This window comes from Paenibacillus sp. FSL K6-1096 (assembly GCF_037977055.1).
Classification (GTDB): domain Bacteria; phylum Bacillota; class Bacilli; order Paenibacillales; family Paenibacillaceae; genus Paenibacillus_AQ.
On sequence record NZ_CP150274.1, the window covers coordinates 2,817,740 to 2,830,838 of the forward strand.

At 50.1% G+C, this 13,099-nt stretch carries 14 protein-coding genes; 1 reads left to right on the forward strand and 13 read right to left on the reverse strand.

Annotated features, from left to right (window positions below):
* Positions 1–40: 40 nt before the first annotated feature.
* Positions 41–1,432 (forward strand): hypothetical protein, encoded by a 1,392-nt coding sequence (locus MHI24_RS12355; RefSeq protein ID WP_340025912.1) that lies wholly within the window; start codon positions 41–43, stop codon positions 1,430–1,432.
* Here MHI24_RS12355 and MHI24_RS12360 read toward each other — a convergent pair whose 3' ends face one another.
* The 13 genes from MHI24_RS12360 to MHI24_RS12420 all read right to left on the reverse strand — a co-directional run bounded on the left by MHI24_RS12360 (position 1,433) and on the right by MHI24_RS12420 (position 13,081).
* Entirely contained in the window at positions 1,433–2,188 is a 756-nt protein-coding gene (locus MHI24_RS12360; RefSeq protein WP_340025913.1) for a class I SAM-dependent methyltransferase, read from the reverse strand.
* A 472-nt stretch (positions 2,189–2,660) separates the two neighbouring features.
* Positions 2,661–2,909 carry a hypothetical protein gene (locus MHI24_RS12365; RefSeq protein ID WP_340025914.1) on the reverse strand — a complete coding sequence of 83 codons (249 nt, stop codon included), beginning with the start codon at positions 2,907–2,909 and terminating at the stop codon, positions 2,661–2,663.
* A gap of 43 nt (positions 2,910–2,952) precedes the next feature.
* Positions 2,953–4,062, reverse strand: a complete 1,110-nt coding sequence (locus tag MHI24_RS12370) for a WG repeat-containing protein (RefSeq protein ID WP_340025916.1) — start codon at positions 4,060–4,062, stop codon at positions 2,953–2,955.
* Between the two features lie 150 nt (positions 4,063–4,212).
* Positions 4,213–5,622 (reverse strand): glycoside hydrolase family 1 protein, encoded by a 1,410-nt coding sequence (locus MHI24_RS12375; RefSeq protein WP_340025917.1) that lies wholly within the window; start codon positions 5,620–5,622, stop codon positions 4,213–4,215.
* A 24-nt stretch (positions 5,623–5,646) separates the two neighbouring features.
* Entirely contained in the window at positions 5,647–7,521 is a 1,875-nt protein-coding gene (locus tag MHI24_RS12380) for a beta-glucoside-specific PTS transporter subunit IIABC (protein ID WP_340025918.1), read from the reverse strand.
* Positions 7,522–7,713: 192 nt separating this feature from the next.
* On the reverse strand, positions 7,714–8,571 hold the full coding sequence (locus tag MHI24_RS12385; protein ID WP_340025919.1) for a PRD domain-containing protein: 858 nt from the start codon (positions 8,569–8,571) through the stop codon (positions 7,714–7,716).
* 128 nt (positions 8,572–8,699) lie between these two features.
* Positions 8,700–9,098 (reverse strand): GNAT family N-acetyltransferase, encoded by a 399-nt coding sequence (locus MHI24_RS12390; protein WP_340025920.1) that lies wholly within the window; start codon positions 9,096–9,098, stop codon positions 8,700–8,702.
* 42 nt (positions 9,099–9,140) lie between these two features.
* Positions 9,141–9,551 (reverse strand): hypothetical protein, encoded by a 411-nt coding sequence (locus MHI24_RS12395; RefSeq protein ID WP_340025921.1) that lies wholly within the window; start codon positions 9,549–9,551, stop codon positions 9,141–9,143.
* 192 nt (positions 9,552–9,743) lie between these two features.
* Positions 9,744–10,112, reverse strand: a complete 369-nt coding sequence (locus MHI24_RS12400; protein ID WP_340025922.1) for a VOC family protein — start codon at positions 10,110–10,112, stop codon at positions 9,744–9,746.
* 90 nt (positions 10,113–10,202) lie between these two features.
* Positions 10,203–10,958 (reverse strand): MerR family transcriptional regulator, encoded by a 756-nt coding sequence (locus MHI24_RS12405; RefSeq protein WP_340025923.1) that lies wholly within the window; start codon positions 10,956–10,958, stop codon positions 10,203–10,205.
* Positions 10,933–11,859, reverse strand: a complete 927-nt coding sequence (locus MHI24_RS12410; protein WP_340025924.1) for a DUF2268 domain-containing protein — start codon at positions 11,857–11,859, stop codon at positions 10,933–10,935. Before MHI24_RS12410 ends, MHI24_RS12405 begins: the two co-directional genes overlap by 26 nt.
* A 168-nt stretch (positions 11,860–12,027) precedes the next feature.
* The gene (locus MHI24_RS12415) at positions 12,028–12,612 is read right to left on the reverse strand and encodes an AAA family ATPase (protein WP_340025926.1); all 585 of its coding nucleotides are present in this window, start codon (positions 12,610–12,612) and stop codon (positions 12,028–12,030) included.
* On the reverse strand, positions 12,605–13,081 hold the full coding sequence (locus MHI24_RS12420) for a hypothetical protein (RefSeq protein WP_340025927.1): 477 nt from the start codon (positions 13,079–13,081) through the stop codon (positions 12,605–12,607). Before MHI24_RS12420 ends, MHI24_RS12415 begins: the two co-directional genes overlap by 8 nt.
* Positions 13,082–13,099 lie beyond the last annotated feature (18 nt).

The window sequence follows — 13,099 nt, forward strand, 5'->3', positions numbered from 1 at the left end:
GCAAACAATAGGACAATCGACTATCACAGGAGGTTTATGTATGCGCTATATAGCATTAATTGCACTGGCGGCAGCTCTGCTCACAGGATGTCAGGGGGCGGACAAGGAAGCTGTGAACAGCTCTTCCTCAGCCCCATCCACAGCTTCCCCAACCATCGGATCACCCACGGCTACACCAGCCTTCTCTTCCCCTTCAACACCTTCAAGCGAGGAGGAGCCGCTGCTCTATATTGAGCAATTGCGGATTATCGGCGGAGGCGGACAAGTGATACAGGTGAAATCGAACAGCGATATTGACCAGAAGTCATTGGAGCAAGCGCTGAAAAATAGTCTGCAAACCAGTGATCCAGAGGTCGATTTCCGGTATACACTGGAATGGGAGTCCCCCCGCTTTGTGCAAATCCGCCTGCATCTGGATCAGAGCAGCGCCTGGTCCGGCACGTTCAATCTGGATGAAGCCGTCACCACAGACGGGCGCAAGTATGCCAGCACAGAGCAGCCGTACCGTAACACGGTAGTGATCAGAGCCCAGGACGGCAAGGGCAGTCTGCTGTTCCAAGGCGTCACCTCCGGTACCCGGCGCGTAGTACCGGCCTGGAACACGGGCTGGATCAAGTCCGTTCAGACTGCTGAATCCTCCGCTCCCTCCTATCTGTTCTACGGACAGGAGAAGCACCATCTGGTGCACGCTTTGACAGGCGATGCGCTGGAGATACCGGCTTTTCCGCAGGAGAAGGATGCCTACGGCAATGATTATGGATACCACGAGCTGTACTCCGACCGCTTCTATTCGGGCTTCACTTATATGATCTCAGGCAATAAGACGCTGTATCGCGTAAACCTGAAGGACTTCACCCGTACGAAGCTCCATGTGTTCAACAAGCCAGTCTACGGGATGTCCTCTTCGCCTGACGGCAAGCGCATTGCTGTATTAACTGCTTATGACGAGTTCATTGGCCCTGCGGCAGACCTGACGGTATTGGATCAGAAGGGGAAAATACTGCATTCGCAGCAGAACGCCGCCTACATCTCCCATAGTGACGGCTTCCTGTTCGTCTATTCTCTGACTTGGGAGGATGATTCGCAGCTGCTGCTTCCCGCAGACAGAGGTGAGGAGAACCCGCTCGGCCAAATCCGATACAATATCGGAAGCGGAGCCTCCACGGTTATGCAGGATGAGCGCATCACGGACCAACTGAAGCAGGATCTCAAGGAGCATGAACGGCAGCCGCACAATGACCTGTTGCTATCCGGGTTGATGTGGTCACCTAACAACCGATTCGCCGCCTTCCAGTCAGGCACAGGAACCATCCAGGTCTACGACACACAAGAGCGGACGTTCACGTTCGTCTCCGCAGGCACACTGCTGGGCTGGATGCCGGATGGAACGCTGGCCTGGGCGGATGCCGGGGATCATGTGTATACCTTTTGACTATACTTCTCCCCAAAAAATCTCAGTTTCATATTCAAACGGAACCGTACCGTCCTGATTATTCCTGTCAAATATATTCCGCAGCTCTGTCATCATCGGATTGTAATTCGGATGCCCCGGAACAGGGCAGTAGGAGGAGGATAACAGCCGGCCGCGCAGACCCTCGAAATCGAACTCCTGAGTCATTTCAAACCGGCTTGTATGCATCGTATTCTCTTTGAAAAAAGAGCGAAGCATCGCCGGAGAAATATTTTTATGATTTACTTGTTCATAGTCGGTCCCGTAGGTGTGAAGCAGCTGATCGTACTCTTCTCGAAATGAAGTACCGTGTGTAAGCCGGGAATTCCATATGAGTATGACTTTCCCGCCAGGCTGCAGTATTCTGCGGAACTCTGTTTGCGCGGCTACCTGGTCGAACCAGTGAAATGCCTGAGCACAGACAATAAAATCAACCGACTGCTCCGGTAACCCGGTAGCTTCCGCAGACCCTGATTTACTTTGAAAGTTCGGATTGCTGTAGAGCCTTTGCTCAGCGGCTTCACGCATGGCCTGATTGGGCTCGACCGCGATTACCTCGCTGCCTCGTTCCAGAAGCAGCTTGGACAGGCTCCCTGTGCCTGAACCGATATCTGCTATTTTACTGTTCGGGCGTAGACCAATATTGTCGTATAAATAATCAATAGCCTCTTGTGGATAGCTTGGGCGGTACTTCACATAAGAATCGACCCGGTTCGTAAACCTTTCACCGTTGTTCATCGCTGCTCACTCTCCTATCTATTTCTTAATCCAAGGATACCGATGAATTCCGTATAATAATAGAGAAGTTTTCCACACTTCATTACCTATTTTATTCTGATTGATGCTTATGCCTTACTCACCGGCCGCTTAAATGGAGAATTGTTGCATTTATTGCAGGGTTCCTATATTACCTATTACTGGTTGAAGTATAATGTTGCATTATTTGCACAAATTTCGGTGGTTAGCGCAAATTAGCGCTGGAATTGTTGCAATCTGTGCAGGATTTCAGCATAGACCGCCCTCTCTGGAGCAGAATTGTTGCAATTTTTGCAGGATTCCTCTAAAAAAGTTGCTGCCTGAGAACCATGGGCCCATTCCTCGGCACAATCAGCACCTAATTTATTCGGTTCTGCACATACATGCCCACTCCTCATTTAGATGAACAGCGGTTGCCATTCACAAGAATGGCTACCGCTGTTTTTGGGTTGGGTTATTTTGTTTTCTTCGGAAAACCGTATACGAATAGTATCACACCAATTAACGTAAGGATTGGCACAAAGAGATTATCAAAGAAGCCTGCGACATCAGTTTTAGGCTGGACATTGTACATTTGCGCCTGGTATAACGCAGAAATTTCATGAATTCGAGCGCTCAATGTCCCTACACGTTCGATAGTGTAGATTAACCCGGCAGCAATCAGAAAAGCTGCACCTAGTTTCCGGTATAAGTTGTTGCCCATGGAATAGTTATTGCCTCCTCTACGCTTGACTGATTTAGTTACGTTACGGTTTCACCACTCCGGCCGGAAGCTCTGAAGCCGGCGGCCAGACGATGGTTCCGCTGCGGTTCATGTACCCTCTGATTTCCTCGCGGGTGTCTGGAACGAGCAGGGTGATTTCCGCTAATTCGCCGTTAAACGAATCGGCCCAATAGAGCTGCGGCTTGACCACGAAGCGGCCGGAGGTATTAATATAGCCGTACCGCTGCCCCGTACTGGCCGGAGCCAGACCGCCCTTGAACAAGCCTCCGGCCTTATATCCCTGAATGACTTTGGCGCCCTTCTTATTAATATAGAAGGTGACTCCATTGCGCTCGACAAATGCCAATCCTTCCGAGAACGGCTGCGCCATGCTGAACTGCGGTTTGATCAGGTAGTTGCCTTTTTTGTCGATGTAGCCGTATTTGCCGTTCACATACACGACTGCTGCCCCGTCAGAGAACGGTGTGGCGTAATCATACCGGGGCGTGATGCGAAGCTTACCCGTGGTGTCGATGTAGCCGTATTTGCCGCCAACGGTAAGTGTAACGGCTGCCATGCCTTCGGAGAAATCAGACGTAAAGCTATACCGGTACGGAACGACAAGCTCGCCCTTCGTGTTAATGTACCCTGAGGCTTTGCCCATATTGACCCGGGCCAGACCTTCGGAGAAATGAAATGCCTTGACGTAGATGGGCTGTATGGCCACCTTGCCCTGGCTGTCGATATAGCCGTACCGGGTCGCCGTAGCTCCGCCAGCTAGTTGAACCTTAGCCGTATACAGCGCCCGGTCATTATACAGAATGCTGGCGTCTCTCAGCTTATATTCAAACAGCTTGGTACCCGCGGAACTGAAATAATATTGCTTTTTGGCTGCATGGTCCTCAACATACACCTTACCTCCAGGCGCTGCTGAATACCCATATCCGCCGTACACCGCTTCGATAACCATCTTGCCTTGGCCGTTGATGAACCCGTATTTCCCGTTCACTTCAACCGGATATAATTGATCGGCTGTCTTGGCCTGCATAGTCCCAGCCCCGGCGGCCTGGGCCTTGTCCTGCTCTGGACCCGCTACACTTGCACTGAACACCATCGTCGTCATAAGTAGGGTTAAAGCCAGCTTTTTAAACACTTGCGGTTCACACTCCTTTGAGACTATTTTCCATTCTTTATGTATAGACGGCGATTGTACCGGTTTTGTTGTGCATGATTTGGAAGAAAAAATAGGGCTGCCCCAAGCAGCCTCTCAAGGCTACCGGGACAACCCTTTTTGTAGTTACAATCAGCGGACCTCGCCTCTGGACGCGATCAGCTTCTGATACCAGTAGAAGCTCATCTTGCGGATGCGGCGCAGCTCCTTCAGATCGAACTCCTCACGGTCCACATAGATGAAGCCGTATCGTTTGCTGGAACCCTGATGCGTGCTGACCAGATCGATGGCAGACCAAGGACAGAAACCGAACACTTCTACCCCGTCGGTAAGCGCGAGCTGAATTTGCTCGATATGCTTGCGGAAGAATTCAATCCGGTACGCATCATTTACGGTTCCGTCTTCCTCCAGCTTGTCGAATGCTCCCAGCCCGTTCTCCGTAACAATCAGCGGCAGGTGGTAACGGGAATAGATCTGGCGAAGCGTTGTCCGGAAGCCGACCGGATCGATCTCCCAGCCGAACTCTGTAGTCTGCAGGTTAGGATTCACAGAACCCCGGTACGCCCCCGGCTCGCCGACAATTTCATGCTGGTCGCCGGTGTGGGAGAAGTCGTTGCCGTCATTTTTGCTCTCCCCAACGGTCTGCGAAGTGTAGTAATTGAAGGCGATGAAGTCCGGGTGGCCTTGCCGGAGAACATCCATATCCCCTTCCTCGATCTTAGGCTCATAGCCCTTCTCCACCAGATAACTCCAGGCAATATGGTTATACCGTCCATAGACCGCCATATCCAGGTAGAGCCAGTTGCGGATTGCTGCATAGTTATCTGCGGCCAGTACATCCTCCGGCTTAGAGCTGGCGGGATAGATCACACCGATGTTGGGTGCAGGACCAATTTTCGCATCGGGCAGCATCTGATGGCACAGCACCATAGCCTTCGCCTGCGCAACGAGCATATGGTGATTTTGCTGGTAGAGCTCTTTTTGCGGGTCAGCCATGTTCTCGTTCAAGGTTCCGATCGATCCCGGGTGCAGAATCAGCATATTCTGTTCGTTGATCGTCAGCCACCACTTCACGCGGTCGCCGTAATGCTCGAAGAGCGTCTTGGCATATTGTTCAAAAGCATCGATCGTCGCCCGGTTGGACCACCCTCCCCGCTCTTCCAGCCCGTAGGGCAAGTCGAAGTGGTACATTGTAACGATAGGCTCAATGCCGTATTTAAGCAGCTCGTCGATCAGATTGCTGTAGAATTCAAGTCCCTTCAGATTGACAACTCCGTCCCCTTGCGGATAAATCCGGCTCCAGGCGATGGAGAAGCGGTAGGCTTTGAAGCCCATTTCCGCCATCAGAGCGACATCCTCTTTGTACATATGGTAGTGGTCGCTGGCGACCTTGAAGTCCGTTACCCCTTCCACATGGTTGGCCAGATCAATCACGGAAGGCCCTTTGCCGTCCTCATCCCAGGCCCCCTCCAGCTGATAAGCCGAAGTGGACCCGCCCCACAAGAAATTCTCCGGGAAAGCGTGAAGTTGTTTGTGCAGCATACCCAATTCCTCCTTTGTGTTGTATTAATCCACCAATGTCAAAAGTACTTCGTTGTGCTTGATCTGCTGCTGGTCCGTCTCGAAAATTTCGACCTCTTTGGTGGTCAAGGTTACGATTACCGGCGTAATCGTCTGATACCCGGCCGCCCGGATCTGCTCCAGATCGAAGCGGATTAGCAGATCGCCCTGGCTCACCCGGTCACCTTCCTTGACTACTGGTGTGAAGTGCTTGCCTTTCAGCCCCACGGTATTAATGCCGATATGGATCAGGAGTTCTGTTCCGGCTGCGGACGTAATGCCAATCGCATGGCCTGTCGGGAAAATCGAGGTCACTGTCCCGTCCACAGGAGCGACCGCTTCTCCGATGACCGGATCAATCGCCAGCCCTCTGCCCATGGCCCCGGTGGAGAACGCATCGTCCGGCACCGTGCTAAGCGGGAAGGCTGCGCCAGTCAGTGGGCTGAAGATCAGTTCCTTTTTCAGGTCCACCACCGGTGCTGCCGGCTTGTCCGGCTGAAGCTGTTCAGGCGCGGCGGCCGGAACGGAAGCTTCGACTTTCCCCTTGCTCTCGTATCCGAACAGCCAGGTCAGCAGCAGCCCTGTACCCATGGAGACAACCATCGAGACAATGAAGATCGACATCGGCTGCTCCACCGGAATCGAGAAAATATTATGAAACACATAAGCCGTATACAGCACACCGAAGTGACCGTTAATCGCGCCGCCCAGCGCCCCGGCAATAATGACGATCGGGATCACCCGCTTGTAGCGGAGAATCAGGCCGTACACAATCGGTTCGCTGACCCCGGCCAGCAGTCCGGTAATCCCGGAAGAGGCGGCGATACTCCGCAAGTTGCGGTCTTTTTTGGCCCGCAGGAAGATCCCGAAGGCTACCCCGATCTGGGCAAACACCGCCGCTGAAGCCATCGCTTCAATCGGGTCACCGCCATTCGCAATATTTTGCAGCGTGATTGGGGTAAAGCCCCAGTGGAGTCCAAACACGACCATGAAGGTCATACCCCCGCCGAGCACGATCCCCGACAGAATGCCGCTTACGCCAATCAGCCAGGTCACGCCGGAAGCGATCCAGTTGCCGACACTTGTACCGAACGGACCGAAGGCGATCACCGACAGCGGAACCATAATCATCAGTGAGATCATCGGGACCATGAAGATTTGCAGATCCTTGTGGATGATCTTCTTCAGCAGCTTATCCAGCAAAGCATAAATGCTGATCGCAATGAAGATCGGGAAGACACTGGAGGCATAACTGACCATGACCACCGGAATGCCCAGGAAGGAATGTCCGCCATCCCCCTCCAGTATCGCCGTGAAGTTCGGTTCCATCAGCGCTGCCCCGATTGCCCCGGCTACGTACGGGTTTGCTTTTAACTTAATGCCCAGAGTAATTCCCAGGAAGATCGGCAGGAAGTAGAAGACGGCATTGCCGGCAGCAGACAGAATCTTGTAGGCGTCGCCTGAATCAGACATCCAGCCCAGCAGCGTAAGCACTGTCAGCAGCGCCTTCAGCATCCCCGATCCGGCCATTACAGGAATCAGCGGCGAGAAGCTGCCGGAGATGACCTCGAACACCTTAGATACCGCTGAGGTTTTCTGCCCGGAATTCTGCGTATCAGTGGAAGTATTGTTCAGGAAGCTTGTGCTTTTGACAATTTCGGCGTATACATTCGCTACGTTGCTGCCCACAACCACCTGAAATTGCCCTCCGCTCTCCACCACGGTAATGACGCCCGGATGCTTCTCCAGTGTCTCCCGCTCGGCCTTCTTGTTATCCTTGAGGCTGAATCTCAGCCGGGTGGCACAATGGACAAGATCGTTAATATTCTGCTCCCCGCCTACGAGACGGATGATGTCTTCCGACATTTTTTTGTTATCCATGCTGACTCTCCTTTGCTATCCTGCCAAAAATGGGCATAAAAAAAACCTAAACGAAAGCTGTGAAATCACACCGGTGTGATCCACATCTCGTTTAGGTATCGCCTGCTTCAGCAGTAACAATCCTTAGATTTAAGTTGTGACTCCAATATAGCGGATAAGGTAATCGTTTGCAAGCACTTTCTGGCTTCCTTTTTAATCCAACGGGTTCATATCCCGTGAAGTAACCCGCTGAATATGAATCGTCAGATAGACCTTCTCGTCAATAGACATAGCGTTCCCGTAAGTCTCCTCCAGGTAGCGGTTGATCTTGCCCGTACACGCAAAAGCCTGTGGAAACTTCACCTTAATCTGGTCATACAGGAAGTTGTCGCCCGATGCGGACCGCTCCTGTTCTCCGCTGATCATGCGCTGAAGGAAGTACTGGAGATGGGTGAGGAACCGTGAGTAGTTGAACGAATTCTCATTCAGCTTGACCTGGTATTCCTCCGCCAGAATATTGAAAATATCGCTCATCGCCTTGGTCACCTCGACCGTCCGCTGCATCTCCTGCCCATCCTGCCGCGCATTCACGAAATGCATCGCAATAAAACTCGCCTCATCCTGATCCATCTCGATGTCAAAATGCTTGCGGATCAGGCTCAGCGCCTGCACACCAATGGCAAACTCCTTGGGATAGAACTTCTTGATCTGCCAGAACAGCGCGTTCTTCAGATTCATCGACTTCCGGTAACGGGCAATCGCAAAATGAATATGGTCAATTAACGTGATATAGATATTGTCGTTGAAAATGTCGCCCATCTCCGCCTTGGCGTGGGCTATAATCTCATCGGCCAGCGAGAAATATTCAGCAGACGTCTCCCCGATCAGATCGATCAATTTGCGCGGAACCTTCTCAGGCCCCCGCATAAAGGTCTTCTCGATCCGTTCCTCTTCGACCCGCTGCCCCGGCTTCTTCTTAAACCCCAATCCGTTCCCAATGACAACGTATTCATGTCCGACCTGATCCTCAGCCCGAATCACATTATTATTGAAAATCTGCCGGATGATCATTGGTGCTTCACCTCTTCTGTATGACTCCCTGAAAATATATCCTAAGATAACACAGTGGTGTTAGAAAAGACAAGGGGCGGAGGGTTCTGTACAGGCCTGGACGGCTGCCGCTGCTGCCCCGGCTTGACTCACCCTTCTCTCCTCCAGACACCTCCCGCGCAAGGGGTGAATCCACATCCGTTATAGAAGGACGTGTGCTTAGCATCATAGGTCAGGGTAACAATCTCTAGTCCGAATCGCTCCGCTTCCTGAAGTAACCCTTTTACCAGAGCTTGCCCTAATCCCTTCCTCTGATATTCAGGATGCACCACGATGTCCTCCATATATCCATGCTGCAAGCCCATTCCGGCAACATAGCCGAACGCTATAAGCTCCATACTGCTCTCTTCCCGTACCCCAGCCCAGAAGTTGCAGCGTTCGAATACAGCCGGGTAATCTGCCTGCCTGCTCTCCCACCCCGCCAGTTCTCTTAACACCGGTATTTCCTGCGGTTCAATGGGGAGATTGATGATGACCTTAAGGTCCATGGGTGTGTGGCTCCTTTCGTATCTTGGTTAACAAGAGGAACTTTAATCAATCCCATTAATCTTCCACTTCCCATCTTCCTTCACAAGCGTGTACATCGTATCTCCCACTTCACCATACGGTGAATTTTTATATTCTTCATGAATGGAAACCGTCACCTGGCTTTTGCTTTCTGCCATGAACTTTGGCTCGCTTTGTCTAATAATTTGAGTGTCAATTCCTTCATAGGCATCAATATCAGATTGAGAGCTATCTTTCGTAAAAACTGTTGCATATAATTCTTTATCCCGCATATTAAAATATTCCACCCGCTGGTTTACCACATCCAACACTTCTTGCCGTATTCTTTCATAGGAACTTGTATCTATATAGAGTGCATTATCCTGTTCCTTTTTGGTGCAAGCCGCTAATACGAATAGGAGCATGACCAAACAAATCAAGTATCGCCTTTTCATTGGAGCTCTCCTCTTCCAGAAATTCACTTTTATTGTTTAGACGCTTTGATCAAGGAATTCGTTTCACTATAATCCTATAAAATTATATAATTTTCACACAAAAACTCCCCATACTGTAACAGGCTATATTTCACCTGTCTACCTTATGGGGAGCATATCACTTATAAGAACTTGGCCTTACTTTTATACGAATCAGGGCTTGCTGTGAAGAGTAATCAGGTAACCGTCCGGATCGGCGAAGGTAAAGGTACGCCCGAAGGGGCCGACGATGGGGGCGGATGTAATTGTCACGCCTGCTGCTGCGAGTTTATCGTGAATGTCTTGCGTATCCGGGGCATAGAGCCATAGTGCAACACCAAGTCCAGGCTGAGTCCCCTTACTGAGTTCGACACCCGGCAGGAGGTCACGAAGTGCAAAGGCAATAGGCTTGGTGTCAAAAACCACCGCATGAGGCGGGCCCGCCTGTGAACGGACGAGTCCAAGATAGTGTTGATAAAATTCAGCAGAGCCTTCAAGATCGCTAACCTGAAGTGAGATGAAATCGGGTCCAATAACTGACATAATATAGCCTCCTAATATTCGCGTTTGTAGTTTAACGTTGTCCTCAGTATACTTCCCCCTTCCTGACAACGTTATGTCAGTAGCGTTCTATTAAGATCCGTTAGCCCCCCTGATGTTGTACATGATCGCACTATACAGAAAATCTGCTGCCCCCTCATGGAATTGATTGAAATAGCTGTTGAACCGGGCATCGTATGTGTAATTATGGGCAATACAAGCAAGCAGCTCCGCGTCACATGGCATGAATTGCACTAGAATGCTTTTCCACTCTTCAATCAGTTGCTGGACTTCAGCGGAGGAAGGCTCCTGACCCATACAAGACACAATGCGCTTGAATATTTCCTCGAAATCTGAGAAGGTTCTCTCCTTATCCTCTGCTGACATGTTGGCCATCGCTTCATCGTAGGCTTGGAACGCCTCTGTTTCGCCATAAATGAGCTCTGCCTCATTCGCATACTGTTCCTTCAAGGGCAGGATCGAAGAATGGTCGAATATATGCAGAGTACTGACATCACTCCCCAACACATATTCATCTAGAGCCGTCATGATATTTTCCAGTCTTTGTTTTTTGGCTGATAAGGTCTGCCTATGTTCCTGCAATACTTGTTTCTGTTCTTCCCGGGTCAGCTTTACAATGTCTGCAATTTCCTTCAGGGAAAAATCCATTTCCTTCAAAATCAGGATCGTTTGCAGCTTCTCCAGGCTGCTGCGGTCATATAAGCGATACCCTTTGTCCGTTAGCTGTGCCGGTTTAAATAAACCGATTTTATCGTAGAAATGCAGAGAACGGGTCGTCATGCCTGTAATCCTAACGATCTCTTTAACTGTTAATAATGGTCTCTTCATCCCAGAATTCCTTTGCTTCCTCCAGTATTTGAGCAGCAGGCGTTATGGTGGCCTCCCAAATGGTCTTGCCTGTTTTGCTCAAGTAATATTTGATTAAATGATACCCGCACGCGTAACCGGCACTGTAGGGCATATTAACCGGCTGAAGGTTCTGAAGCTCTGCAAGCTCGTCACCGTAAAGATACGGGGCAAATTGGTGAAATCCGGTTAATTGCAATTTCTCGCGGAGCACTGGCTTAATACGTCTGTTAAGGGTTTCAGTATCTGTTCTAGATACCCATGGCCCCAGCACTTCTTCACCATACAGGAAGGTGGCATAATTCTCTGCTAATCCTTCACTTACAATAAGCTCGCCCAGATCAACCGTGTGGTCCCACTGAATGTATTGATAGCGGACATTATGATTGCATTCATGCGCCAGCGCTGCTTTTATCCGCGAAAGGGTATGCTGATTGGGCAAGAGCGTAATCCAGATAAACCCGGGAATGCCCCCAAAGCCGCTATACCCTTCGTTGATAGTCAAGGCACGACTCCCCGAATCTCCCAGTTGAATGGTGAATAAATAATCAGATACAGGAAGACTTATCCCATGTTCGATAAATTGACCGAGGCTTGTGGTTACGGCTTGCTCACACCCGGACCAGAACGAATCCGCAGAGATCCACTCGACCTCAGATAAAATATCCAGAGTCATCTGATCAGGTGCCCGGTTCATCATACTATTAAACGTAATCACGTCGAACCCATTTGCTTCTTCCGCTCTAAAAGGAATCTGTTGAATTTGCCATTGTTTCATAAAGGGAGCCAACATTTCGTTTCGGAATAACTCCAGCTTGTCCTCCGGCGGGGCCTCAATCACCTTTTGATAAATGTGGTCTGAACGCAGTGCTGTTATCTTCATCTTAGTCACTTCCAGTTCTCTATTCTTACAGTGGATTATGCACTATGACGCAACGTCATAGTCAAGCACATAGCAAAAACTCCCCATACAGTGAACAGGTTCCATCATCTCACCTGCCTGCCATATGGAGAGTATCCACTTACAGAAGCTTATTCTTTATGCCGTTAATTAGGCTCTTTTGCGCAATTTCTGAAATGCCGTGTATTCATGATTGGACTTAATATAGTTAAGGATTTGTTCGGCGCATTCCGCCGGAGTCAGCTCTTCCGTGTTCACTTCGAGGTCATATTCATCAAAGCTATAGACGCTGTCGAACTGCGCATCCGCCAGTCCAATCTGCCGGTCGCCTCTGGCCTGCTCTCTTCGGATAAGCTCTTCCCGGGAGCATAGGACACCAACAAATAGCGTAGTAGTCCGATCAGCAAAATGATTCCAAAACTCATTAAATCTCTTATCGTTGTCGAATACGGTATCCACGATGACATTGAATCCCATTTCTGCTAACAGCTTAATCGTCGAATAGTACACGGAGACTATGGAGTCATCCAGTATTTGCGAGACCACCTGATGGTCTATTTCCCGTACAGGCTCGTCTGGAAATTTATTATTAATGAAATCATTGTAATTCATGAAAAAATCATCAACCGATACATGATAAAATGGAATCTCTTTCTGTCTCACCAGTTCAGCCGAGATGGACGTCTTCCCGGAGCTTGAGGTTCCATTTAGAACAAGCAGCATGCCTTTATTCATTTCGCCCCCTCCTTTTCACCGGATAACCGATTTCCTGAATGTCCTCTGTCAGATCAGCAAGGTCCAATTCTTCGTTTAGCCCCTTCAGCATTTCATCATCGAGCGGCTCCATATCGAAGATTCGCTGCACAAGCGAACGGTCCAGTGAGATCTCGTAATACTCTTGGGCCCAAGTATAATAAAATTCCGCTTTGCCAATTAAAAGCTCCAACAGCTGGTAGGCCTCTGCCTCCAACTCCTTGCCTGCTGACCATGCTTGACCGCCTTGCTTCCATGTGCAGAATGTAGTCATATCCATCATAAAGGCAGGTTCCGTAAGGAATCCCTCAAATTCGTCAGGTACGCCTTGCAGCACATCCTGCGGACCGTAGACCCGGCTAAACTGGTGGTCATATCCTTTGATAATCAGCCCCTCCGGCTGAAACAGCGCAAAATAGTGCTCCCCTTCACCGTCCCGCATTGAAGCCATTTGTTCATTTTTATCCCA